We start from the raw sequence: 23,894 nt of genomic DNA on the forward strand, positions 1-23,894 counted from the left end.
GACGGTGGGACAACACCGTGGGGTTCACTCCCCGATCGGGCGCCGAGCCACTGGCTACCGCGAGAGGGGGCCGCGCCTAGATGTGCGGGGCCTCGCGGATCTTGCTGCCGTCGTTCCCGAGCGTCTTGCAGTACATCGTGACCGAGGTACGGGTCGCGGAGATTTCCAGGTTCGACGCGTCACGCCCACGTTGGTCCTTGAGCATCTTGCTCACCGCATCGTTCTGCTTCTGTTCCTCGGCGGCGATGAAGTTCTTGCACGTTGTGTCGCCACCCTGATTGATGACACCCGAGCACCCCGTCATGAGGGCGACTGCCACGAAACCGGTTCCAGCCAACACCTTCACAGCGGTCATCCGGTGACAGTAACTCATCACCGACCCAGCTCGGGCAGGATGTACGTTGAGCCGGAGATAGGGAGGGTCATGTTCCATCTGTTCACCGAGCGCTCACGGCAGGTCATCGTGATCGCACAAGAGGAAGCACGCGAACGGCAGCACAACTACCTCGGAGCAGAACACCTCCTGCTGGGTCTGGTCGGTGAAGGAACCGGGCTGGGGGCTCGGCTACTCGCGACGGCCGGAGTTCGCTTTGAGAACGCGACTCGGGTGATTCAGCTGATCGTCCCATTGGGCCAGGAGCCACCCACGGAGAAGATGCCGTTCACCCCGGGAGCCCAGCGGACCCTCGAGCTGGCAATGACCGCGTCGACAAGCAGGCGGCAGACGGAGATCTGCACCGGACACCTGCTGTTGGGCCTCGTCGACGCCGCAGATCCCATCATCATCCAGATATGGGAGAAACTCAGCGTGGATGTTCTCGACCTCTGGGATAACGTCCGGGCGCACCTGGACGAGAACCTCGGCGATTAGGCGTGCACGGGCTGTGACTGCGCGGCGATGCCCTGCTCACCCGCGCGCGCGGTCCGCCGCAGAGCCCCGTACTCGCCGATGTATCCGGCCACACCGCCTATCGCGGGCAGCATTCCGAGATAACGGAAGATCGGTTTGGGTTGCGGCCGCTTCTCCAGCTCGCCGGCAATGGCGCGCAGGATGCCCGCAAGGTGCCACAGGGTGCGGGCCAGGGCAAACGGCGACCAGCTTCGGGGCGTCTCCGGTTCCTGATCATCAGCGCCGACCAGCGCCTCGTCGCCGAGGGTGCGATCGCACAGCACCTTCGCAAGCAGCCGGACCTGCTCCTGGTGATCATCGATCCCGAACTCACGGGCAATGGCGACCAGCACGATGGCCTGGTTGGAGAATCCGAGGAGGTCCTGCACGGGTAGCCGAGCCGCGAGTGCGCCGAAAATCCCTGGGAAGGCAACGAATACAGTGTTGACGGCGCCGACGCGCTGCACCCACCAGTGCGCCTTCCCGCGGGTGTCTAGCTGCTCCCATGCCTTCGTGCCGGGGGTGGTCGCAGTGTTCAAAGCACAGGCCAGCGCATCCAGCGCCTTGTCGACGACTCCCTCGCCGTCGCCCAGCTCATAGGTGCGCTCCTTGAGACCGAACGGATCGGACTGCGCCAGGACGGTGAGCACGGGGTTGATCACCCGGACCGCGCGGCTCAATGCGTCGGCGATATCGGCATCGGTGAGCACGGCATTAGGTAGCGCAATGAGACCCATACACCCATCATCTCGCGCCAGACACCGACGCGCGCGGCCGGGACCAACTCCCCCGAATTCAGATCGTCAATTCGCCACGGCGTAAACATGTTCGGGCGTAATGTGCCCTCAGCACGACAAGATCACAACAAGATAAGGATGGGCAATGAAGCTCATGGCCCCGATCCCTCAGAATCGCGAGGGATGACTCGTGGCACTCGCAGCAACTCTGATCACTGCCTGCACCACCGCGGTCGGCGCGACAGCATTCGGCGCCTCGCTCGCCATCACCCCGCAGCCGCCGGACACCATCCTCTACGTCATCAGTTCAGATCGCCCGATATCGGCGATCACGTGGAGAGACAGCCTTGGGCATATGCGCGAACAGCCCGTCGATGGCACTCAGCACACCTGGTCCTGGACCTTCACCAGCGATATCAGCGATCCGCCGTACTTCGTCAGCGCCCAATCCGCCGGCGCGCCCGTCACCTGCCGTTTGATCGTCAACGGCAAGGTCAAGGTCGAGGACACTGCCGCGGGACAGGATTCAACCGCTATCTGCCACGGATAACCCAGGCGCGGTAGTGGCGTGGCTCAGCGGTGCTTCGCGGCGGTGAGCCAGATCCGGTTGCGTTGACCCGCCGCCCATGGCTACTTGGTCATGGTGGCGAGGTTATGCCACAAGTGACGCAGGCTGTCGGTGCCGCCAAACAGGGTGGTGAAGTGCGTCGAGTCGATGAGCACGATGTCGCCGGAGCGCTTACCGGCTGGAGGCATCCAGATGACCGCATTGAACTCGGTGTTCCCTGCCGCGGTGAAGGGATGCGGACGGTTCGGGTCGACCTGCTGGCGCCCGAGCACACGCACGTCGTTGCCCTCCTGTGCGGTGAGTTGGTAGTGCGGCAGGTGCGGGTGAAAGTTGAGCGTGGTGACGTTGTCCAACAGTCCGGCGCCGTCGAGGTCACGAAAACCGTTGAGCGGTGCGATCTGCGTGGTGCCCTCGACGACCGCAGGTCGAAGGCCCCAGGTGTTGTGTACCGGCACGTTGAGCGCCCTCATCAGCGACCGGGTGTATTGGCTGAAGCGCTGTTGACGGGGAACCAAACGGTCACCGTGGTGCTCGTACTCGACCTGACGTTGCGCGTAGTCCTCAGTGAATCCGACATCGTGATGCGGAGCGAGCAGCAGACAGGTTCCTTCGCGCTGGAGCCACTCGATGATGGCGGCGATCTCTTCGGGTGCCGCTTCCTGCTGAGACAGCAGATGGTCGAGGCCGAACACCATGAGCGTGTCGGTGTCGTCGAGTATCCGCTCGTCGATGGGGAGCCTGTAGCCCGCTTGGTCGATACGTTGGAACACCGCCACCGGGTGCCCGGTGGCGGCTTCGGCCACTGACTGGAAATCCAGTGTGGAGCGGTGGAAGAGCTCCAGGGTTCCCGCGATTCCCTGGAGGAAGTTCGCCTCGGCGTACTCTGGAGTCTCGTAGGCCGGCCAGGCGACATTGCGCACTTCGGTGATCGTGGAGAACCGGTTCTCCATCGATGCTGGATCACGTTGCGATTCCCAGGGATAACTCCACGTCCAGTAGATGCTGACGCGCCGCCCGCCGGTGTGCGCGCGGGCAACGTGGCTCTGGTTGTAGGTCCGCGCCTTCGGCAGTGCGTTCATGACGGGTCCTTCATTCGCCGAGCATGCAGAGGTAGCGGATCGCCCGTAGTCCGGGCAAAAAGAAGTACGCACCACCGGTGACGGTTGTGAAGGCCGGAAGTCCTTTGTGTACCTTGCGGATCGGACGCCTGGGTACCGTGAAGTCCATCGTTCCGTCCTGGGTACCGCAAATCGGGTCGTGCTCGTTGCCGAGTTCGTGGAACGTCTCGTCGTTAATCCACACGTTCTGGGCAAACTCGAACTGGCGGACTAGGTCTGCACAGATGATGAACGCGGCAATCCCGCGGTCGGCGCCGTCATCGGGGGCGTCGACGGGCAGGGCGGCACCATAGGTCGCCCCTCGCCGAATCATCCGACGCCGGTTCATGTAGTGCCCGGTGTCTCGCGGGTTGAGTCGACGCGCATGGGCACCCAACGGACACGCATAGCCGAGAGGATCCATCTCCTTGTAGTTGAAGTCGTTGTTGCGCATCGGATCTGCACCCAGTTCGGGATCGTCTTCGGTGGGTGCCAGCACCAACGGGGCACCACTGCGCCATCGACCCATGAATTTCGCGGCGAGCAGCTCCGCATCGGCGGGGGTGTCCGCCTGCTCTCTCAGGTAGTCGCGGAACACTGCGACGTGTTCTTCGAGCCGTCGGTAGGCCATGTAGCTTCCATTGCGCGATAACAACTCGGGCTGAGGAAGATCGGCCACCGGGCCGTTCTCGTCGGGGTAGCCGAGGATGAATTCGCCCGGTTCCAGCGCTGGGCCCGAACCGGGGGGCGGCTCCTCCCCCGAGCCCTTGATTACCGGTTGCGACAATCGGTCTCGGAAGCCGAAGTGGTCGTGGGCGTAGTTGAACGGCGGCGTCGCATTGAGGTCGAGAAACGACAGGCTGCGGACGCCATCCGTTCTCGCCAGAAGGGCGTCGTGCTCTCGCAGCGAGCGGACGCACTGCTCATCGGTGCGGGAGAACAAGATCGCAATCGCATGCAGATCATCGCCTGCCAATCCACCGACCCAGTGCTGTGGTGCGTTGGCGCCGACGTCCCCCAGGATGCTCGCCCGTGCGGGCATGCCCTCGCGAAACTCGTCGGGGAATGTCGCCAACGATAGTTTGGGCACGCCGAGCGCGCGTAGCCCATTCCAGGTGAACGCCACGGTGATCCAGCGGTCGGACTGATCCGTGGTGGCGCTCACATCGGCGGCCGATTGCACCAGGTCAGCCAGCTCCGACAGCCACACCCGGCCACCCTCGGCGGTGTCAAACGTCAGAAACTCATAACGCCCGGTGATCGCCGGAGTCCGGGTCAGCAGGATGTGCTGAATATCGTCGAGCTCAAGCATCTGCTTACGCTTCGAGGCTGTTCACTGCATCTGGTCGAGCATGTTCGAGAAGGCCGCCTTCAACCGCAGAGCCTTCTTGATCTCGTCAGCTGTCACGTACGGATACTCGCCGTACTCCAGGAAGCTCGGCACCTGGTGATCGCGGACGAACGTGATGAAGGCCTCCGGATTCTCCTTCCAATCCTCGGGAAACCCCTCAAGGTTCGTAAAGACGGTGGTGATGCCCGTCGCGCTGAAGAGCTGCACCGCGTCTTCGGTGTACTTGTCGAAGTCGGTGTCGAAGATTCCTTGATACTGGAAGTGCAGGCCGGAGCCCACATCGAAGAGCACCCAGCGGAGGTAGTGCAATCGCAGCGGCGCCAACGCCTCTGGGCTTGCTGCGATGGTCTCCTCGATGGTCTTGCCGTACGCACGGACCGCGTCCTCGCGACCTTCCTTCACCTTCGCGATGATGGAAAAGCCATGGCAGGCCGGCGTCCTGGGGTACACGGGGCCATATCGCCCACGCTCGAGCTCGAAGTAGCCCTCCTTCGGGATGGCCACCGCCGCGGGGTTGCTCCAGTCGCGCTCGTGCGTAGCCATGTCATGACCTCCTCGAAGGACGCGATCAGCGGACAGTAGCACCGTTAGTCCAACAATCACCGGGCATTTGGCATCGATAATCTGAACGTGAACTTCGGCGCCCAATAGCTCATGACGTTAGAAGAGCGGAGAATCACGCCCCCCAGCTCAGCGGTGCTTCGCGACGGTGAGGAGTACCGCCGAATCCGCCAGCGCCTGTAACGAGTGCCGGGCATCGGGGATCTCGATCAGATCTCCGGCACGGCCGTCCCAATATTCGTCGCCGACCACCAGCCGAACTGAACCCTGAATGACGTAGATCGTGGCCTCGCCCGGATTCTCATGCTCGCCCAGGGCGGAACCCTCGCGCAGTGCGATGACGGTTTGACGCAACACACGCTCATGGCCACCGACGACGGTGTCCGCGGCATTGTGGCCGTCGGCGGCGCGCTCGAACAGCTGCCGTATCAATGCGTCGATCGAGTGCTTCTGCATACCTGCCATTCCATTCCTCGGCGACGGGCCCGTCAACCCTCCCTCAACCCTTCTTCAGCTCCTCGGCGAACATCACGAGGATGTCGCTGGGACCGCGAAGGTACGTGAGCTTATAAATGTCCTCGTAGGTCGCGACACCGCGAAGCGGATGGCAGCCGTGCCTGGCGGCTATTTCGATGGTCTCGTCGATGTCGTCGACCGAGAACGCGACGCGGTGCATGCCAATCTCGTTGGGACGAGTGGGTTTCGACTCGATTGCTTCGGGATGGATGTACTCGAAGAGCTCGATGCGACCATGACCGTCTGGCGTCTGAAGCATCGCGATGTTCGCGTGGTTGCCGTCCAGACCGACGGCGGTGTCGGTCCACTCACCACTGACGGTGGCGCGACCGACGACTGTGAGACCGAGGTCGGTGAAAAACGCGATAGCGGCTTCGAGATCACGAACGGCAATGCCCACGTTTTCGAGCTTGATGGCCATCGCAGGGATGCTACCGAGCCCGGCAGCGAGAGTTGTCGAACATCTCAGGGCAAGAAAAAACCCCAGGCCAGAGGAAATTAATCCTCTGGCCTGGGGACCTAGTAGCGGGGACAGGATTTGAACCTGCGACCTCTGGGTTATGAGCCCAGCGAGCTACCGAGCTGCTCCACCCCGCGGTGGTGAACACAAGGTTACCGGGCGCAGTGCGTGGCGCCAAATCGTTAACCTGGCCTGCACGTTCTCGGCACCGAGAAGTGGTTTCGTCCCTGCCACTTGCGCTTTCACGCGGTGGCAGGGACGACCCGTTTCTACTTGGCCTGTGTGAACTTGGTCATCGCGTCGTCGAGGCTCTTGAGGGCCTGTCCGTACCGTGCGAAGTCCCCACTCTTCTGGGCGTCCTTCACCTCTCCGATGGCCTTCTGAACCTCCTGCAGCGCGGCAGCCTTCGCAGAGGACAGATCCGAGGACCCTGCGGGCGGCGGCGCCACCGGAGGAACGATCGGAACACTCTGACCGATCGGCGGCGGCGCGTTGACGCTTCCCGGTTCGGCCGCAGGAGCCGTGGCCGTCGCACCGGCCCCCGGCCCGAACACCATGTCGAGCGCGTCCCTGACCGTGGTCGCATAGCCGACCTTGCCGTTGTAGAACATGCCCACACGGATCAGACGCGGATACGACGACTGATCACCCTGACCCGGCGAAGCATACAGCGGTTCGACGAACAACAGTCCCCCGTTGGCCACCGGCAGCGTGAGCAGGTTGCCCCATTTGAGGATGTTCTGGTTCTTGATGATGCCGACGTGTGAGGACACCAGGTTGTCGGTGGTGATGGCGTTGTTCACCAGCTTGGGGCCCTGCACAGTTCCGGGAACCGTCAAAACGGTTATCTTCCCGTAGGTTTCAGGATCGGAACTGGCACTGACATAGGCCGCCAGGAAATCCCGCTGGAAGCGGTTCAGCGCGCTCGTCAATTGGAACGACGCCGAATTGTCATTCTTGTTAATATCTTTCGCCACAATGTAATACGGCGGCTGCGACCCGGTAGGTGCGTTCGGATCATCGGGCACCTGCCAGAAATCACTGGTCGAGAAGAACGTCACCGGGTCATTGACGTGGTAGCGCGCCAACAGGGTCCGCTGCACCTTGAACAGATCCTCCGGGTAGCGCAGATGCCGCGCGAGATCCGAGGAGATGTCGCTCTTCGGCTTCACGGTTCCCGGGAAGACCTTCATCCATGCCTTAAGCACGGGATCCTTCTCGTCCTGCTGGTACAGGGTCACCGTGCCGTCGTAGGCATCCACCGTCGCCTTCACCGAGTTCCGGATGTAGGAAACCTGCTGGTTGGGCAGGGCTCCCCCGGTCCTGCCGACCTGGCTGTCGAAGGTGGCCTCCGACAACGACGTCTGCTGCGAGTACGGGTAGTTATCCAGTGTGGTGTAGCCGTCCACGACCCAGACCATGCGCTTGTCGACGATCGCGGGGTAGGTACCACTGTCGACGGTCAACCACGGCGCCACCGCTTCCACGCGGCGGCTCGGATCGCGATTGAACAGGATCTTGCTGTTGTCTCCAATCACATTGGAGAACAGGAAGTTCCGCTCGGCATACTTCAGACCGAACACCGTCCGCGCCAGCGCACCGCCGACGGGAACGCCGCCGGTGCCGGTGTAGGTGCTGTTCTTGGTGCCGGCATTGTTCTCGTAGTCGTACTCGCGGTCGTTGCCGTTCTTCCCGACGATCGCGTAGTCGTTGGTATCGCTGGCGATGATCGGGCCGTAATACACGCGCGGCTGAGCCAGCGGCGCCGGGCCGTCGGACAGAACCTTGCCGCCGTCGTCGACGGCATTCACCAGGAACTCCGGGTACCCACCGTTCTCGTCCGGCTTGTCTGCCACTCCGCGCACGGTGTTGGCCGGTGCCGCGATAAACCCGTTGCCGTGCGTGTACACGGTGTGCCGGTTGATCCAGTCGCGCTGGTTATCACGAAGTTTGGCCGGATCGAGCTCGCGGGCGGCGACCACATAGTCGCGCAGCGAGCCGCTCTTGTCCTGGTATCGATCGATGGACAACGAATCAGGGAAGGCATAGAAGTTCTTGCCCTGCTGCAATTGAGTGAAGGCCGGGCTCACGATGTTCGGGTCCAACACGCGAATGTTGGCCATCGTCGCGCGATCGGCGGCAACCTGCTTAGCCAGCGTTTCGCTCCCCGTGGGCGCCGATGCCGTACCGCTGTAGTCGCGGTACGTCACGACGTCATCTGTCAGGCCATAGGCATCGCGTGTCGCCTTGATGCTGCGCGCGATGTACTCGCTTTCCTTCTGCGCCGCATTGGGTTTAACGCTGAATTGCTCGACGATGAGCGGCCACCCGGCACCGACCACCAACGAGGACAGCAGCAGCAGCGCCAACCCGATCGCGGGGATCCGTAGATCCTTGAGCACCAGGGCAGAAAACACCGCGACCGCGCAGATCACCGCGATGGCCAACAGGATCAGCTTGGCCGGCAGCACCGCATTGATATCGGTGTAACCGGCACCGGTGAACGGCTTGCCGGCGCGCGTGTGTGAGAGCAGCTCGTACCGATCGAGCCAGTACGCGGCGACCTTGAGCAGCACCAGAACTCCGGCGAGAGTCACCAACTGGATACGGGCCGGACGTGACAGCGTGCCGGCACGACCGGACAGCCGAATGCCGCCAAAAATGTAGTGCACCAAGGCGTTGACGACCAGCGCGACGAACACGGCAATGAACAGGTAGGTCAGCACGAATCGGTAGAACGGCAGCTCAAAGGCGAAGAAGCCGAGATCCAAACCGAACTGCGGATCCTTGATGCCGAAGTCCGCGCCCTCCAGGAACAGCTGCACGGGCATCCAATAGCTTTGAGCCACAATGCCTGCCAGCACCCCGATGAGCACGGGAACACCGATGACGAAGAGCCGCACTCGCGACAAGATCAGAGCCCGGTACTGCGCCAGCGCATCGCCGGGGCCCTTCGTGGGCACGAATACGGGCCGCGCCCGATACGCCAGCCCGATGCCCGCGAAAACCACGGCACCGACGACGGTTCCGACAATCAGGAACAAGGTGAGCCGGGTCAGTAGCACCGTGGTGAACACACCGCGGAATCCGAGTTCACCGAACCACAGCCAGTTGATGTAGGTGTCGACCAGGCGTGGGCCGATCAACAACAACACCACGATCACCAACGCAGCGGCGACCAGTCGCCGGCTCCGTCGGGTCAGTCGTGGCAGAGCCCCATTTGGCCGCATACCCACGTCGCTACGCTCCTCGTCGAGTGTTCAAGCACGGCTCAGTTTTCGCGCTTCGATTCTCAGCCCCACTGTAGCCGCAGAACAGCGGGCGTCGTCCTGCATCGATAGTGGTGAGGTTGGCTAACAACTCGGCGGCTGATCACCGCGATTGAGGGCATTGAGTCCATCAACCGCCTCGGTCAATGTGCCGACCTTGACCAGGGTCAGCCCCTGCCCGCCGTCCGTCTTCGCCTCGGCGCAGTTGGCCGCAGGCACCAAGAACACCGTCGCTCCAGCGTCTTTGGCAGCCTGCATCTTGTGCGTGATCCCACCGATGGGCCCCACCTTGCCCTCGGCATCGATGGTTCCTGTTCCCGCGACAAACTTTCCGCCGTCGAGCTCATCGGGGGTCAGCTTGTCGATCACCGCGAGGCTGAACATCAACCCGGCCGACGGCCCGCCGATGTTGGCCAGATTGAAATCAATGGTGAACGGCGCCCACGGGGCCTGCACCACGCCGACCCCCAGGAACCCGTAGTCGCGATCCGCGTTCTTGCCAAGGGTGATCTTCACCGTGCCACTGGGGGCATTCTTGCGCTTGTAATCGAGCGTCACCTCGTCACCCGGCTTGGTCGCCTTGAGCAGTCCGGTGAATTCCTCGAGCGTCGCGGCCGGGCGCCCATTCACGGCGGTGATCGCGTCGTTCTCCTGCAGCTTGCCCTTGGACGGACCGTCCTCGCTGATGGTCAGAACGGTCACGGCCGTCGGGTATTTGAGATACCCGAGCGCCGCGAACTCGGCGCTCTCCTCGGACTTCTTGAACTCGAGATCGTTCTCCTTGTCCACCTGGTCCTTGGACCGATTGGGCGGGTACACCGCATCTCGCGGGACCAACTGCTCACGACCACTTGCCCACAACCGCAGCGCATCTGCCAGCGTCAGACCGTCACGCTGGGAAACGGTCGTCATGTTGAGGTGACCGGAGACCGGATCGACCTCGGTGCCCTTGATGTCGACAACCTCCTTGCCCTCGACCTGGCCAAGGGTGTTGAAGGTCGGGCCCGGACCCAGAGATACGAATGGCACGGTGATCACCGACATCAACAACGCGAAGGCGATGATCGGGATCAGCGCGACCAGCAGCGTCGCTACGCGGCGATTCATGCCTGCACCCTATGACAAGGCCTGATCAGACCCCCGCCGGTAGTCTCGTGGTGGAGGTTCGATGAGCGAGCATGCCCCCGTCCTGCTGTACGACGGCGTCTGCGCACTGTGCAACGGTGCGGTGAAGAAGATCCTGCGCGACGACAAGGTCGGAACGATGCGGTTCGCCGCGCTCGACAGCGAGTACGGCGAACAGGTGCTCGCGCGCCACCCCGAACTCGTCGGCGTCGATTCCTTCGTGATCGTCGACAACCCCGGCGAGCCCATCGAACGAATCCACATCCGGTCCGACGGAGTGCTCCGCATCATGGACTATCTGGGCAATACCCGGCGGGCCGCCGTCATCGCGCGGCTCGTCCCACGCCCGATCCGCGACGCGCTGTACCGGCTGGTGGCACGCACCCGGTACCGGGTCTTCGGCCAGTACGACACCTGCCCGGTACCGCCGCCCGAGGTTCGTGCACGCTTCCTGGCCTGATCAGGCGCCACAAGCAGCGCGTTCCGCCAATTACGCCGTCAGCGTGATCCGGCCACCCCTACCAGCGGTACCGTGGAGATATGGCCGACCTTCCCTTTGGATTCGCTGCTGGCGACGACCCCGACCGTGAGCGGGGCGACGACGCGCGACCGGGGTCCGGCTCGGGATCGCCGGGTGCAGACCCGTTCGGCTTCGGATCTGGTGGATTCAATCCCGCCGATCTCGGCCAGATCTTCACCCAGCTGGGCCAGATGTTCAGCGGCGCTGCAGCCGGCGCGGCCAGCGGTCAGCCCGCGGGCCCGGTCAACTACGACATCGCCCGGCAACTGGCATCGAGCTCAATCGGTTTCGTGGCCCCCATCACCGAGAGCACCACATCGGCCATCACCGATGCGGTGCACCTTGCCGACACCTGGCTCGACGGAGCCACCGCCTTGCCCGCCGGCGCCACCCGAACCGCGGCCTGGACCGCGACGGACTGGGTGGACCACACCCTGGAAAACTGGAAGCGGCTCGTCGATCCTGTCGCCGAACAGATTTCGGGTATGTGGGCGGCGAACCTGCCGGAAGAGGCCCAGGGCATGGCCGGTCCACTGCTGGGCATGATGACCCAAATGGGCGGCATGGCCTTCGGATCACAGCTCGGCCAGGCCCTCGGACAGCTGTCCCGAGAGGTGTTGACCTCCACGGATATCGGATTGCCGTTGGGCCCCAAAGGCACCGCGGCTCTCCTTCCGGCTGCCATCGAAGCGTTTTCGGAGGGCCTCGAGCAGTCCAAGAGTGAAATCATGACCTTCCTGGCCGCTCGGGAAGCCGCGCATCACCGCTTGTTCAGTGGCGTCGGCTGGCTGACCATCCGGCTGATGGACACCGTCGAGCAATACGCCAAGGGCATCTCGATCGACATGAACGCCATCGAGGAGGCCGCACGCGGCTTCAACCCCGCCTCGCTGGGCGATCCGTCCGATATGGAACAGATTCTGTCCCAAGGCATTTTCGAGCCGAAGACCACACCGCAGCAGGAGCAGGCCCTGGAACGCCTGGAAACCCTGCTCGCTCTCGTCGAGGGCTGGGTACAAACCGTGGTGACCGACGCGCTCGGCGAACGCATCCCGGCGACCGCGGCCCTCAGCGAGACATTGCGACGCCGGCGCGCGACGGGCGGCCCGGCCGAGCAGACCTTCAGCACCCTGGTGGGCCTGGAGCTGCGGCCACGCAAGCTGCGCGAGGCGGCAGAGCTGTGGCGCAGACTCACCGATGCCGTCGGCACGGACAAGCGCGACGCGATCTGGGCACACCCCGATCTGATCCCCGATGCCAGCGACCTGGACAACCCGGCCGCATTCATCGATCGCATCATCGGCGGCGACACCGACGCCGCTGATGACCCGATCGCACAGATCGAGAAGCTCGATCCGGGCAACCCCGAAAACCGAGAAGACTGAGAAATCTCACGCATACCCGTTCGGCGCTGGTCAGCGACTGAATCGGGCTGTGGATAAACGGGTTTCGCCCGCCTGCCGCGCATGCTGGATATGCCACAGTGGGCCATGTCCAGCGAGCCGACATTCACCCTCGACCCGGCGCGTCCAGTCCTGCCACGGCCGGACAACGGGGTCCAGATCGGTTGGATGCCGCGTCACGCCGTGATCGTGCGCCCCTCGGCGGCCGCGCCAGCCGTCGCAGTACGGCAGCTGCTGAACTCCCTGACCGACGAACTCACCTGGGGTCAGATTCTCAACCTTCAGTGCGTCAAGGACTTTCACGATGCAGAGGACGTTCGCTCACTGCTGGACGAGTTGGTCGACGCCGGCGCCGTCATCCGCCGAACCCGATCCATTGCGGCCGCATCACCGGTGATCCGGCTCGTCGGCCGCGGTCCGCTTTCCGACGCCCTCACCGAAGCACTTCAGCATACATCGGCACGCATCCAGCGCTCAACCCAATCGGCGCACGAAAAGTCTTGGCAACATGTCGATTTAGCGGTGCTCGCCGATGATCTGATCGCCGATACCCGGTTACTGCGGATACTTGCCGACGCCGAGGTGCCACACCTGTCCGTCCGAGCGCGCGATGGCACCGGACTCATCGGGCCCATGGTTCTGCCCGGCATCACCAGCTGTCTGGAATGCGCCGACCGGCATCGGCGTGACCGTGATGAACAGTGGCCCGCGGTCGCCGCCCAACTCACCGGAGCCGTTGGCGTCGCCGCGCCGGCCACGATCTTGGGCACCGTGGCGGTGGCGCTGGCGCAGATCGATCGGGTGCTCTCGGCCATCCGCGGGCAGACACCGGGACCGCTGATAACGCTCAACGCGACACTCGAACTCGACCTGTCCACGCACGCGCTGACCGCCCGACACTGGACCGCGCACCCGCTGTGCCGGTGCGGCGCCTACTTCACCGGAAATTGACGAAGACCCACTTTTTGTTAACTTCATCACGAGCGGGCATGATGTGCGCATGGCAGAAATTCGTCGTGGCCGCGCCGCACGCGCCGCAAAACTCGCATCGCTTCCGGCCGGGATCGCGGGCCGCGCCGCACTCGGTGTGGGTAAACGGATCGCCGGGAAATCCAAAGACGAAGTGAACGCCGAACTCGTCGAGAAGGCCGCCGAACAGCTATTCCAGGTGCTCGGCGAACTCAAGGGCGCGGCCATGAAGATCGGCCAGATGCTCTCGGTGATGGAAGCCGCAATTCCCCCCGAGTTCGGGGAGCCCTACCGGGAAGCACTGACCAAGCTGCAGAGCGATGCCCCGCCGCTGCCCGCCGACAAGGTCCACCGCGTCCTCGATGCGCAGCTGGGCACGAAGTGGCGCGAACGCTTCCAGTCCTTCGACGACACACCCGTCGCCTCCGCCAGCATCGGCCAGGTGCACAAGGCCATCTGGAAGGACGGCCGCGCCGTCGCGGTCAAGGTGCAGTACCCGGGCGCCGACGAAGCCGTCCGCTCAGACCTCAAGACCATTCAGCGGCTCTCGTCATTGTTCAAACAGGTGGCCCCCGGCGCCGATATCAAGGCCATCGTCGACGAACTCATCGAGCGCACCGAAGAAGAACTCGACTACCGCATCGAGGCCACCAACCAGCGCACCTTCGCCAAAGCCTTCAAGGACGACCCCGAGTTCCACGTGCCATCGGTCGTGGCCTCCTCCCCCAAGGTGATCATCACCGAGTGGATGCAGGGCCGGAAACTCTCGGAGATCATCGCCAAGGGCACCGAGGAAGAGCGCAGCAATTGCGCGCATTTCCTCCTCGAGTTCAGCATCAGCTCGCCGTACCGGTGCGGACTGCTGCACGCCGACACCCACCCCGGAAACTTCATGCTGTTGGAGGACGGCCGGTTCGGCGTCATGGACTTCGGCGCCTGCGCCGCCCACGAGGGTGGCCTCCCGGCCGGTTTCGGACCGATCCTGCGTCTGGCCCGTGACGAGAAGTGGGAAGAGCTGACCGAGGTGCTGCGTTCGGAGGGCTTCATCCCACCGAGTGCGACGTCCGTCTCTCATGAGGAGGTCAACTCTTACCTTGAGCCCTACATCGAGCCGCTCAACCACGAAACCTTCCACTTCAGCCGCAAATGGCTGCAACGGCTCACCGCCAAGGCCACCGATTTCCGCAGCGAGGAGTTCCTCGAGTCGTTCAAGACCAGCCGACAGATGAACCTGCCGCCCAACTACCTGATGTTCTTCCGGGTCCTGGGCGGCCTCATCGGCATCGCGGCACAGCTCGACGCCCCGGTGGATTACGCGGCCATCATCGACAAGTGGGTGCCGGGTTTCCACGAGGACAGCAAGGCGCCGGCCGCCACGTAGGCGTAAAAAGAAATCCTGCGTTGTCAGACTCGCTTCGCCCTCCGGCATGATGTAACGCATGGCTGAGATCCGTCGTGGCCGCGCCGCGCGCGCCGCAAAACTCGCATCCCTGCCGGCCGGCATTGCCGGTCGCGCCGCCCTGGGCGTCGGGAAACGTCTGACCGGCAAGTCCAAGGACGAGGTCAACGCCGAGATGATGGAGAAGGCCGCCGAGCAGCTGTTCCAGGTGCTGGGCGAACTCAAGGGCGCCGCGATGAAACTCGGACAGGCCCTATCGGTGTTCGAGGCCGCGATTCCGCCCGCCTTCGCCGAGCCCTTTCGCGACGCCTTGACGAAGCTGCAGAGCGATGCCCCGCCGCTGCCCGCCGACAAGGTCCATCGCGTCCTCGATGCGCAGCTGGGCACGAAGTGGCGTGAACGCTTCCAGTCCTTCGACGACACACCCGTCGCCTCCGCCAGCATCGGCCAGGTGCACAAGGCCATCTGGAGCGATGGACGCGTCGTGGCGGTCAAGGTCCAGTACCCGGGCGCCGATGATGCCGTCCGCTCCGATCTCAAGACCATGCAGCGGCTGGCATCGTTGTTCAAACAGATCGTGCCTGGAGCGGACGTCAAAAGCATCATCGACGAGCTGATCGAACGCACCGAGGAAGAGCTCGACTACCGCATCGAGGCCACCAACCAACGGGCCTTCGCCAAGGCCTTCAAGGACGACCCCGAGTTCTACGTGTCACCGGTGGTTGCCTCTGCCCCCAAGGTCGTCATCAGCGAGTGGATGCAAGGCCGCAAGCTCGCCGAAATCATCAGCAGCGGAACAGAAGACGAGCGCAACGCATGTGGACGCCTGCTCCTGAAATTCACCGTCAGCTCCCCCTACCGGTGCGGACTGCTGCACGCCGACACTCACCCCGGAAACTTCATGCTGCTGCCGGATGGGCGCCTCGGCGTCATGGACTTCGGTGCCGTTGCCACCCATGAGGGCGGGTTCCCTCCCAACCTGGGGCCCATCTGGCGGCTGGAGCGGGACGGGATCTGGGATGAGCTCATTCCCCTCATGCGCGAGGAAGGATTCATCCCGCCGCGTACCGATGTGTCACCGGAGGAGATCGACGAGTACCTCAAGCCGTTCATCGATCCGCTGAAGTCCGACGAATTCCACTTCACCCGGAAATGGATGCAGCGAGTGGCCGCCAAATCCAGCGACGTGCGCGGCGCCCAGTTCCAGACCGGCCGGCATCTGGACATGCCGCCCGTCTATCTGATGATGTTCCGGGTGCTCGGCAGCCTGTCCGGCATTCTGGCCCAGCTCGACGCGACGGTCCCGTACGCGCGAATCATTGGCGACTGGGTTCCCGGTTTTCGTGAGGACGAGCCCGTCACCGCCAGCTAGCATCCGTGAAGACGTGAGGGCAACGACGCCACACTGAACGATATGAGGTGACATGGCAGATATTCGCCGCGGCGGACTCAGCCGAATGACCAAACTGGCAAGCCTGCCCGCAGGCATGGCCGGGCGCGCCGTCCTCGGGGTTGGCAAACGGTTGACCGGAACCTCCGCAGACGACGTCAACGCCGAACTCCTGGAGAAGGCGGCCGACGAGCTGTTCAACGTGCTCGGGGAGCTCAAGGGCGGCGCCATGAAAGTGGGCCAGGCCCTGTCGGTGATGGAGGCGGCGATACCGCCGCAGTTCGCCGATCCGTTCCGCGAAGCCCTGGTCAAACTGCAGAGCGAGGCCCCGCCACTGCCCGCGGCAAAGGTGCATCGCGTGCTCGACGCGCAGCTCGGCACCAAATGGCGCGAACGCTTCCAGTCCTTCGACGACACACCCGTCGCCTCCGCGAGCATCGGCCAGGTGCACAAGGGGATCTGGAAGGACGGCCGCGAGGTGGCCGTCAAGATCCAGTACCCCGGTGCCGACGATGCGCTGCGCGCGGATCTCAAGCTGATCCAGCGGATGACGCCGCTGGCCAAACAGATTGCGCCCAAAGCAGATATCGACAGGCTGGTGGCCGAGATCAGCGACCGCATCGAGGCCGAACTGGACTACCGCCAGGAGGCGTCGAACCAGCGCGCGTTCGCCAAGGCCTTCGCCGATGATCCGAAGTTCTTCGTACCCGCAGTGGTCGCCAGCGCGCCCAAGGTGATCATCGCCGAGTGGATGGAGGGGCGGCGACTCTCGAAGATCATCTCGGAGGGCACCCGTGAGGAGCGGGACTCCGCCGGCGCCCTGATGCTCGAATTCACCGTGAAGTCACCGGAAAAGGTGGGCCTGGTGCACGCCGACCCGCATCCTGGCAACTTCATGCTGCTGCCCGACGGACGTTTCGGCATCATCGATTTCGGCGCGGTCTCCGAGCACCCCGGCGGTATTCCGCCGGAGTTCGGTGAGGTGTTGTGCTGGGCCCGAGATGAGCAGTGGGAAGAGGTGATCCGGCTTATCAAGCAGCTCGGATTCATGCCGCCGGAGGTCCAGCTGTCCGGGGTCCAGGTGATGGATTACATCAGGCCGCTATGGCCTTATGTCGATCCGCTGCGCTCGGGCGAATTCCATTTCACCCGTGAGTGGTTCCAGCAGGCCGCGGTGGCGTCCACCGATCTTCTGGACGAGGGCTTCACCGAACGATTCAAGCTGGCGCGTCAAATGACGGTGCCGCCGGGCTACGTCATGCTGCTGCGCACGCTCGGCGGAATGATCGGGGTGCTCGTGCAACTCGGTACGCATGTGAACTACGCGGCGATCGCCGAAGAATGGATGCCAGGGTTTTTCGAACCACACGCGAAGTCGTCCGGATAACAACGCTCCCCACCGCCACATGGCGATGGGGAGCATTGGTTGTCTGGCCCGACGACATTCGCGACATCCCGGGTCATGCCGCGGCGGGATCTGCTGCCGGCAGCGGGTTCTTGCGCGGGCGACCACGCGGACGCTTACGCGCCACGACGGCACCCTGCTCCAGGATCTCGCCACCCCACACACCCCAGGGCTCTGCGCGGTCCAGCGCAGCGGCCAGGCACTGCGACTGGATCGGGCAGTCCGCGCATAGCGTCTTGGCCCGCTCCAGGTCAGCGGGGCTCTCCGCGAACCACAGGTCCGCATCCGCTGCGTGGCACGGCAGGACACGCCTTCGGGCCTCCGTTTCGACGGTCATCATGTGTCCGTTCACCTGCTTCCTCTTCGGTTCCTTGTAAAACTGCTGGTCTCGTATCGGTGTCTTATCGATCGAGATCCGGAACCACGTTTGAGGTTGAGGCTCAAACAAAAGTGGCCACGGATCCCGGTGTGTCGGGTCCGTGGCCTGGGAGGCGGTTCTTAGGGCTACCTAGATGTATCCCCTATTCACGGACGCGACATTCGTAGCTGCGGCGACGACGGCGCGGTGCTTAATGCCGACGGCCGACATGCTCTGGGCCGCCGGCTTGGCAGCGGCGACATGCGTCAGGAGCGACGGCGGAGCGATCGGCAATACGACAAACGCACCATGGGCATCACGCCACAAGGTGTCGCCGTAATTGGTGGGTGTATTCATCGCTCCTCCTTCCGTCTACTCACACGTGAACAGGTCTGATTTGGAATTCTCACGAATTCCTGACGCCCAGAGTAAAAGGTCATCTATCGGTTGACAAGTTATTTTTGACCTGCGGCGATACTTCAAGACCAGTTTTGTCGAACTGGCATCTTTCCCCGGGATCGCCTTCTAAACAGACGCGAGTAGTCGCGAACGGAAGAGATCCAATACCTGATCGAGGGCCGCACGCGTCGGCTGACCGGGCTCGTCGATGAGATGTTCCGTGACCACCGAATGTGCCGGCATCGGCGAATTGGGGTTGGCGACGTCGCCGGGCAACTCGATGGCAATGAACCCATCCCCCAGTTCCTCCCTGAGGAACTGGAACCGCTCGGCAGGCACCAACTTGTCGGTGGTGAAGCGCATGCCGAGCACCTTGAGCCCGTCGTGCTCGCAGCGGTGCTTGACCTTCTGCAGGTCTGCCGGAGAGATATCGATGTTGTGCCGCGCCTTCTTGCTGAGCCCGAAGGGCAGCGACGGCTGAGACAACACGGGTGCAAGCAGCCGGTCGTCGGCGGCCATCGCCAGCGCATATCCCCCGGTGAAACACATTCCGATGGCACCCACACCGGGACCGCCATTGCGCTCGTGCTCGTTCTGGGCGAGCGCGCGCAGCCACGCCACCACGGGCGAGCTCTTTCCCGTCGCCAGCACCGTGAACTCGCGGCTCACACAGCCGCGGAACATCGAGGTCGCCATGTAGGTGGCAGTGCGCAACCAACCCTCTTCCCGGGGGTCCGTGTTCTGCCCCGGATTCCCGAATAGGTGCGGCATGACCGCGGTACACCCGATATCGGCGACCTTGCGCGCGAAGTTGGCGACCTTGGGCGTTATCCCCGGCATCTCGGCGATGACGATCACCGCCGGTCCGCTGCCCTTTCTCAACACGATCTTGGTCTCACCCTCGTGAGTGAAGGTGCCTGCTTCGAAATCGCGGAGGTCATCGTCGGCCATGGGGCGAGCCTAGGACGAGATCGCGCTCCGCGCTAGACACGTGTTGAACAAGGGATTACGAAGTTCTGGCGCGCACCAAACGCAGCACGTCGGGGCCATACTGCTCCAGCTTGCGCGCACCGATCCCGGGAATGGCCACGAGCGCGGCGTCGTCACCGGGAAGCAGTTCGGCGATGGCGATCAAAGTGTTATCGGTGAAGACGACGAACGCCGGCACCTTCATCTCCTTGGCCGTCTTGAGCCGCCAATCCTTCAGTGCAACAAGGAGTTCCTCGTCAATATCGGACGGGCAGCTCTCGCAGCGCCGCAGCAGCACTGCCGCCGGAGTGTTGAGCGCGGCATTGCAGATTCGGCAGCGTGCGCCACTACCCCGGCGCCGTGGCGCCATCGTGGCGGAAACTTGCGCGGTGGGAGCGACCCCATTAAGGAACCGAGAGTGTTTACGCGTCTTGCGGCCGCCCGCGGCCCGCGCGAGCGCCCAGCTCAGGTTCAGATGCACACGCGCGCGGGTGATTCCGACGTAGAGCAGGCGCCGCTCCTCCTCAACCGGTTCAATATCCCCGGCACGTGACAAGGCATGCGAAATGGGTAGCGTGCCGTCGGCCAGCCCCACCAGGAACACCGCATCCCATTCGAGCCCTTTCGCCGCATGCAGCGAGGCCAGGGTCACACCCTGCACCGTCGGTGGGTGGCGCGCCTCGGCCCGTACCCGGAGCTCGCGAACCAGACCCGGCAGATCCAGCTCCGGCAGGCGGGCGCATTCCTCCTCGGCGAGCTCGACCAGGGCCCGCAGCGATTCCCATCGCTCGCGGGCCTGGGTGCCGTGTGGCTCCTCGGCGGACAATCCCAGCGGTTCGAGAATATCCCGAACTTGTTGCGGCACAGGGATGCCCGCACTTTCACGGTCGACAGCACGTTGCAGGGCCACCAGCGCCTGACGCACCTCTTGCCGGGTGAAGAACCCCTCGCCACCGCGAACCTGAAACGGTACGCCCGCCTCGGTAAGCGCCTCCTCGTACACCTCCGATTGCGCATTGATCCGGTACAGCACCGCGATCTCCGATGCCGGAGTTCCGGATTCGATCAGTGCAACAATGGATTTCGCGACTGACTTGGCCTCCGCCGCCTCGTCGTCATGCTCGGAGAACCTGGGAGCTGGGCCCTCCGGCCGTTGACCGATAAGTTGCAGCTTGCTGCCCGCCACCCTTCCTTGCGCGGCCGCGATCACCCGGTTGGCGAGCGAGACCACCTGTGGGGTCGAGCGATAGTCACGTTCCAGCCGAACCACAGCCGCCTCGGGGAACCGGCGGGAGAAGCCGAGCAGATACTGCGGGGTGGCCCCGGTGAAGGAATAGATGGTCTGGTTGGCGTCGCCGACAACGGTCAGGTCGTCGCGGGGACCGAGCCATGCATCGAGTACCCGCTGCTGCAGCGGCGTGACGTCCTGGTATTCGTCGACCACGAAACAGCGGTAACGGTCCCGGAATTCCTCGGCCACGGACGCCGAGTTCTCGATAGCGGCTGCGGTGTGCAGCAGCAGATCATCGAAATCGAGCAGGGTGGCCCCGTCTGGCCGGGCCTTGAGTTTCTCGTAACCCGCGTAGACCTTGGCGACCTGTTCGGGCGGGACCGGCGTATCTCGCGTGAATTTCGCGGCGGCGGCCGGATAGGCCTCGGGGCTGATCAAAGAGGCCTTGGCCCATTCGATTTCACCGGCGAGGTCGCGCACGGTATCGGTGCTGGTGCTCAGCTTGGCGCGGTTCGCGGCCTGAGCGACGATGGTGAACTTGCTGTCGATCAGCTCCCAACGTGTATCCCCGACCAGCTGCGGCCAGAAATACCGCAGCTGCCGCAAGCCCGCGGCGTGGAACGTGACGGCCTGCGCGGATCCGACACCGAGATCACGCAGCCGTCCACGCATCTCGCCCGCCGCTCGCTGGGTGAAGGTGACCGCGAGGATCTGGCCGGGAGCGACATGACCGGATTCGACCAGGTGCGCGATGCGGTGGGTGATGGTGCGTGTCTTGCCGGTCCCCGCCCCGGCGAGCACGCAGACAGGGCCTCGCGGCGCGGTGACAGCAGCGCGCTGCTCGTCGTCGAGACCATCGAGGAGAGAACGCGCCACCTGGCCATCTTCGCAGCAACCGCCGACAACACCGGCCGCTGGCCCCGTTCTCGGCATTGAGACACCTCACATGCCCCCCAACGGAACACCCCAGAGGGGTATGACGTTGAATGCCGATGTGACTACAGCGAGCGACTCCAGTCTCATCATGTACAGCACCACCTGGTGCGGCTATTGCCGTCGACTCGAGACGCAGCTCAAGGGCGCGGGTATCGAGTACACCAAGGTGGACATCGAACAGGACCCGGCCGCGGCCGACTACGTCGCGAACGTCAACGGCGGGAACCAGACCGTGCCGACCGTGAAGTTCCCGGACGGCAGCGCGCTGACCAATCCCTCGCTGGCACAGGTCAAGGCCAAGCTCGGCTGGGGGAACCTCCCACTTGTGGGGGACTAGTCCTTGGCGTAGGCCCAGGACTCCACGATCTCCCGGGCGATGGAAATCGACCCGGGCAGCATCAGCCGGGAGTCGGACGCTGTGGTCCAATCGCCCAGTTCGAGTGCGGCACGTACCTCATCGCGCGTGAACCAGTCGGCCTCGGCGATTTCACCGTCGTTGAAGGAGAAGGGCTGCGACGGGTCGCCTACGGCGTGGAACCCCAACATGATCGATCGCGGGAACGGCCACGGCTGGCTGCCTAGGTACTGCACATCGGTGACGGTGAGGCCCACTTCCTCGGCGATCTCTCGGGCGACGCACGCCTCCAGAGATTCTCCCGCCTCGACGAATCCGGCCAGCAGCGAGAACATCCGCTCGGGCCAGAACTTCTGACGGCCGAGCACCGCACGATCAGCACCGTCGTGCACCAGGCAGATGACGGCCGGATCGGTACGCGGAAATTCTTCTTGCCCGGTGGTCGAGTTCACCCGAACCCAACCGCCTTTGGCGGGGGTGGTGGGTGATCCGTCGACGGGGCTGTAGCCGGCGCTGTCATGCCAGGCAAGCATCGCCATTGCCGTGGCCAACAGAGCCGCACTGATGTCATCGAACAACTCGCCGGAGCGACGCAGGTCCAGTAGCGGTGCGCTGTCATCATCCAGTTCGGCGCGCACGGCCCACACATGGCGACCACCCGGGATACGTCCCAGGAACACGGCATGCTCTGGCGGCCCGTCGCCGACACGTGCCGCGTCTTCGAGAACCACCCGCCCGTCGACAATGTTCACGCGGCCACGGACATCCAGCGTGATCAGCCCCGCCTCGGCCCAACCCTTGGCCAATTCCTCAGGATTGGAACGCAATTCGTCGGCACGATCCAGCCCAACGCGCGAGAGCAAGGGGACGTTGCGAAGGCGGAAGGTCATATCAGGCTCCGGCGTTGCGGACGTACAACAGGCGATCGGATGCCTCGATGGAATCGACCTCGGGTGCATCCACCCGGTGCAGAGTGCCATCGCGCACCACACCAAGGACGATGTCCGAGAGATGACGCGGTGAACCACCGACCTCGCTACGCTCCACCTCGCGTTCGGCGATCGCGAACCCCGCCTCGGGGGTCAACAGATCCTCGATCATCTCGACGACACGCGGCGTCGAGGTGGCGATGCCCAGCAGCCGTCCCGCCGTTTCCGAGGACACCACCACCGAGTCGGCGCCCGACTGGCGCAGCAGGTGGACGTTCTCTGCCTCGCGGATCGCGGCGACGATCTTGGCGTTGGGGGCCAGCTCACGTGCCGTCAGCGTGACCAGCACCGAGGTGTCATCCCGGTTGGCAGCCACGATGATCGACTTCGCGTGTTGCACACCCGCGAGCCGCAGCACGTCCGATTTGGTGGCGCTGCCGCGCACGGTCACCAGGTCAGAGGCGGCAGCGGCATCCAGGGCCATCTGGTCTTCGTCGACGACCACGATCTCGGCCGGGGCGGCGCCATCCGAGAGCATCGCCTGAACGGCGGTCTTCCCCTTGGTGCCGTATCCGACGACAACAGTGTGGTTGCGCACGCGGGCCCTCCATCGCTGGATCTTCAGTGCTTGACGCGAACGTTCGGTGAGCGCTTCCACCGTGGTACCGACCAGAACGATCAGGAACAGCAGCCGCAGCGGTGTGATCACCAGGATGTTCACCAGCCGCGCGCCCTCGGTGTACGGGGTGATATCCCCGTAGCCGGTAGTGGAGAGCGAAACGGTGGCGTAGTAGAAGCAATCCAAGAAGCTGAGCGGATCGCTCTCCTCTGGGGTGGATGCGACGTCGCGGTAACCGCTGCGATCCGCGTACACCACCAGTACGGCAGCGAAGAGCGTGCCTACCGCGATGAGGATGCGTTTTCCGATGGCTCGCCACGGGCTGGCCGCATTTTCGGGGATACGCAGAACACCGACGAGAGCGTGATCTGGCTGTGCGGTCAGCGCCTGGTCAATGCCACGAAACCGCTGGCGAAACTTACCGGCCATATGCCGATCG

24 protein-coding genes and 1 tRNA gene are annotated in these 23,894 nt (G+C 63.9%); 9 read left to right on the forward strand and 16 right to left on the reverse strand.

Going from position 1 to position 23,894, the window contains the following annotated elements:
- Positions 1 to 76: 76 nt before the first annotated feature.
- Complete coding sequence (locus B4383_RS17050) at positions 77 to 373, reverse strand: hypothetical protein (protein WP_078292212.1); 297 nt, start codon at positions 371 to 373, stop codon at positions 77 to 79.
- 21 nt (positions 374 to 394) lie between these two features.
- Between B4383_RS17050 and B4383_RS17055 the strand changes: the two genes are divergently transcribed.
- The gene (locus B4383_RS17055) at positions 395 to 871 is read left to right on the forward strand and encodes a Clp protease N-terminal domain-containing protein (protein ID WP_078292213.1); all 477 of its coding nucleotides are present in this window, start codon (positions 395 to 397) and stop codon (positions 869 to 871) included.
- Here the strand turns inward: B4383_RS17055 and B4383_RS17060 are convergent.
- Positions 868 to 1,626 carry a hypothetical protein gene (locus B4383_RS17060; RefSeq protein ID WP_139360839.1) on the reverse strand — a complete coding sequence of 253 codons (759 nt, stop codon included), beginning with the start codon at positions 1,624 to 1,626 and terminating at the stop codon, positions 868 to 870. The genes B4383_RS17055 and B4383_RS17060 overlap by 4 nt on opposite strands.
- Positions 1,627 to 1,816: 190 nt before the next feature.
- Between B4383_RS17060 and B4383_RS17065 the strand changes: the two genes are divergently transcribed.
- Positions 1,817 to 2,176, forward strand: coding sequence for an MmpS family transport accessory protein (locus tag B4383_RS17065; protein ID WP_078292217.1), 360 nt, complete (start codon positions 1,817 to 1,819; stop codon positions 2,174 to 2,176).
- 80 nt (positions 2,177 to 2,256) lie between these two features.
- On the opposite strand, the gene B4383_RS17070 is transcribed toward B4383_RS17065, so the two are convergent.
- The 8 genes from B4383_RS17070 to B4383_RS17105 all read right to left on the reverse strand — a co-directional run bounded on the left by B4383_RS17070 (position 2,257) and on the right by B4383_RS17105 (position 10,555).
- Positions 2,257 to 3,273 carry a hypothetical protein gene (locus tag B4383_RS17070; RefSeq protein WP_078292219.1) on the reverse strand — a complete coding sequence of 339 codons (1,017 nt, stop codon included), beginning with the start codon at positions 3,271 to 3,273 and terminating at the stop codon, positions 2,257 to 2,259.
- 10 nt (positions 3,274 to 3,283) lie between these two features.
- Complete coding sequence (locus tag B4383_RS17075; protein WP_078292221.1) at positions 3,284 to 4,603, reverse strand: peroxidase; 1,320 nt, start codon at positions 4,601 to 4,603, stop codon at positions 3,284 to 3,286.
- A gap of 21 nt (positions 4,604 to 4,624) precedes the next feature.
- Complete coding sequence (locus B4383_RS17080) at positions 4,625 to 5,185, reverse strand: hypothetical protein (protein ID WP_078292224.1); 561 nt, start codon at positions 5,183 to 5,185, stop codon at positions 4,625 to 4,627.
- A gap of 147 nt (positions 5,186 to 5,332) precedes the next feature.
- A complete protein-coding gene (locus tag B4383_RS17085; RefSeq protein ID WP_078292226.1) occupies positions 5,333 to 5,659 on the reverse strand; it encodes a cupin domain-containing protein in 327 nt (108 codons plus the stop codon).
- A 43-nt stretch (positions 5,660 to 5,702) separates the two neighbouring features.
- Positions 5,703 to 6,140 carry a VOC family protein gene (locus B4383_RS17090; RefSeq protein WP_078292228.1) on the reverse strand — a complete coding sequence of 146 codons (438 nt, stop codon included), beginning with the start codon at positions 6,138 to 6,140 and terminating at the stop codon, positions 5,703 to 5,705.
- Positions 6,141 to 6,242: 102 nt separating this feature from the next.
- Positions 6,243 to 6,316 (reverse strand) — tRNA-Met (locus B4383_RS17095).
- A gap of 132 nt (positions 6,317 to 6,448) precedes the next feature.
- Positions 6,449 to 9,415, reverse strand: a complete 2,967-nt coding sequence (locus B4383_RS17100; protein WP_078292230.1) for a UPF0182 family protein — start codon at positions 9,413 to 9,415, stop codon at positions 6,449 to 6,451.
- Between the two features lie 117 nt (positions 9,416 to 9,532).
- A complete protein-coding gene (locus B4383_RS17105; protein ID WP_078292232.1) occupies positions 9,533 to 10,555 on the reverse strand; it encodes a PDZ domain-containing protein in 1,023 nt (340 codons plus the stop codon).
- A gap of 61 nt (positions 10,556 to 10,616) precedes the next feature.
- Here B4383_RS17105 and B4383_RS17110 point away from each other — a divergent pair, with 61 nt between their 5' ends.
- The 6 genes from B4383_RS17110 to B4383_RS17135 all read left to right on the forward strand — a co-directional run bounded on the left by B4383_RS17110 (position 10,617) and on the right by B4383_RS17135 (position 17,641).
- On the forward strand, positions 10,617 to 11,033 hold the full coding sequence (locus B4383_RS17110; protein ID WP_078292234.1) for a DCC1-like thiol-disulfide oxidoreductase family protein: 417 nt from the start codon (positions 10,617 to 10,619) through the stop codon (positions 11,031 to 11,033).
- 80 nt (positions 11,034 to 11,113) lie between these two features.
- Positions 11,114 to 12,478, forward strand: coding sequence for a zinc-dependent metalloprotease (locus B4383_RS17115; protein WP_078292236.1), 1,365 nt, complete (start codon positions 11,114 to 11,116; stop codon positions 12,476 to 12,478).
- A 90-nt stretch (positions 12,479 to 12,568) separates the two neighbouring features.
- Positions 12,569 to 13,447 carry a hypothetical protein gene (locus B4383_RS17120; RefSeq protein WP_078292376.1) on the forward strand — a complete coding sequence of 293 codons (879 nt, stop codon included), beginning with the start codon at positions 12,569 to 12,571 and terminating at the stop codon, positions 13,445 to 13,447.
- A gap of 49 nt (positions 13,448 to 13,496) precedes the next feature.
- Positions 13,497 to 14,846 (forward strand): AarF/UbiB family protein, encoded by a 1,350-nt coding sequence (locus B4383_RS17125; protein WP_078292238.1) that lies wholly within the window; start codon positions 13,497 to 13,499, stop codon positions 14,844 to 14,846.
- 58 nt (positions 14,847 to 14,904) lie between these two features.
- A complete protein-coding gene (locus B4383_RS17130) occupies positions 14,905 to 16,236 on the forward strand; it encodes an AarF/UbiB family protein (protein ID WP_078292240.1) in 1,332 nt (443 codons plus the stop codon).
- A gap of 52 nt (positions 16,237 to 16,288) precedes the next feature.
- Positions 16,289 to 17,641 carry an AarF/UbiB family protein gene (locus tag B4383_RS17135; RefSeq protein ID WP_078292243.1) on the forward strand — a complete coding sequence of 451 codons (1,353 nt, stop codon included), beginning with the start codon at positions 16,289 to 16,291 and terminating at the stop codon, positions 17,639 to 17,641.
- Positions 17,642 to 17,714: 73 nt separating this feature from the next.
- Here B4383_RS17135 and B4383_RS17140 read toward each other — a convergent pair whose 3' ends face one another.
- From B4383_RS17140 to B4383_RS17155, 4 genes are all read right to left on the reverse strand, one after another.
- Complete coding sequence (locus tag B4383_RS17140) at positions 17,715 to 17,999, reverse strand: WhiB family transcriptional regulator (RefSeq protein ID WP_078292245.1); 285 nt, start codon at positions 17,997 to 17,999, stop codon at positions 17,715 to 17,717.
- A 168-nt stretch (positions 18,000 to 18,167) separates the two neighbouring features.
- Entirely contained in the window at positions 18,168 to 18,374 is a 207-nt protein-coding gene (locus tag B4383_RS17145; RefSeq protein ID WP_078292248.1) for a hypothetical protein, read from the reverse strand.
- Positions 18,375 to 18,542: 168 nt separating this feature from the next.
- Positions 18,543 to 19,367 carry a dienelactone hydrolase family protein gene (locus B4383_RS17150; protein WP_078292250.1) on the reverse strand — a complete coding sequence of 275 codons (825 nt, stop codon included), beginning with the start codon at positions 19,365 to 19,367 and terminating at the stop codon, positions 18,543 to 18,545.
- 55 nt (positions 19,368 to 19,422) lie between these two features.
- A complete protein-coding gene (locus B4383_RS17155) occupies positions 19,423 to 21,492 on the reverse strand; it encodes an ATP-dependent DNA helicase UvrD2 (RefSeq protein WP_078292253.1) in 2,070 nt (689 codons plus the stop codon).
- A gap of 100 nt (positions 21,493 to 21,592) precedes the next feature.
- On the opposite strand from B4383_RS17155, the gene B4383_RS17160 reads away from it, so the two are divergent.
- Complete coding sequence (locus B4383_RS17160; protein WP_078292256.1) at positions 21,593 to 21,889, forward strand: mycoredoxin; 297 nt, start codon at positions 21,593 to 21,595, stop codon at positions 21,887 to 21,889.
- Here the strand turns inward: B4383_RS17160 and nudC are convergent.
- Together nudC and B4383_RS17170 are read right to left on the reverse strand one after the other, a co-directional pair.
- Entirely contained in the window at positions 21,886 to 22,797 is a 912-nt protein-coding gene (nudC, locus tag B4383_RS17165) for an NAD(+) diphosphatase (protein WP_078292258.1), read from the reverse strand. The genes B4383_RS17160 and nudC overlap by 4 nt on opposite strands.
- Position 22,798: 1 nt before the next feature.
- A complete protein-coding gene (locus tag B4383_RS17170; protein ID WP_078292261.1) occupies positions 22,799 to 23,884 on the reverse strand; it encodes a potassium channel protein in 1,086 nt (361 codons plus the stop codon).
- Positions 23,885 to 23,894: the final 10 nt, after the last annotated feature.

The sequence above is a fragment of the Mycobacterium sp. D16R24 genome (assembly GCF_002013385.1).
In the GTDB taxonomy this organism is placed as follows: Bacteria; Actinomycetota; Actinomycetes; order Mycobacteriales; family Mycobacteriaceae; genus Mycobacterium.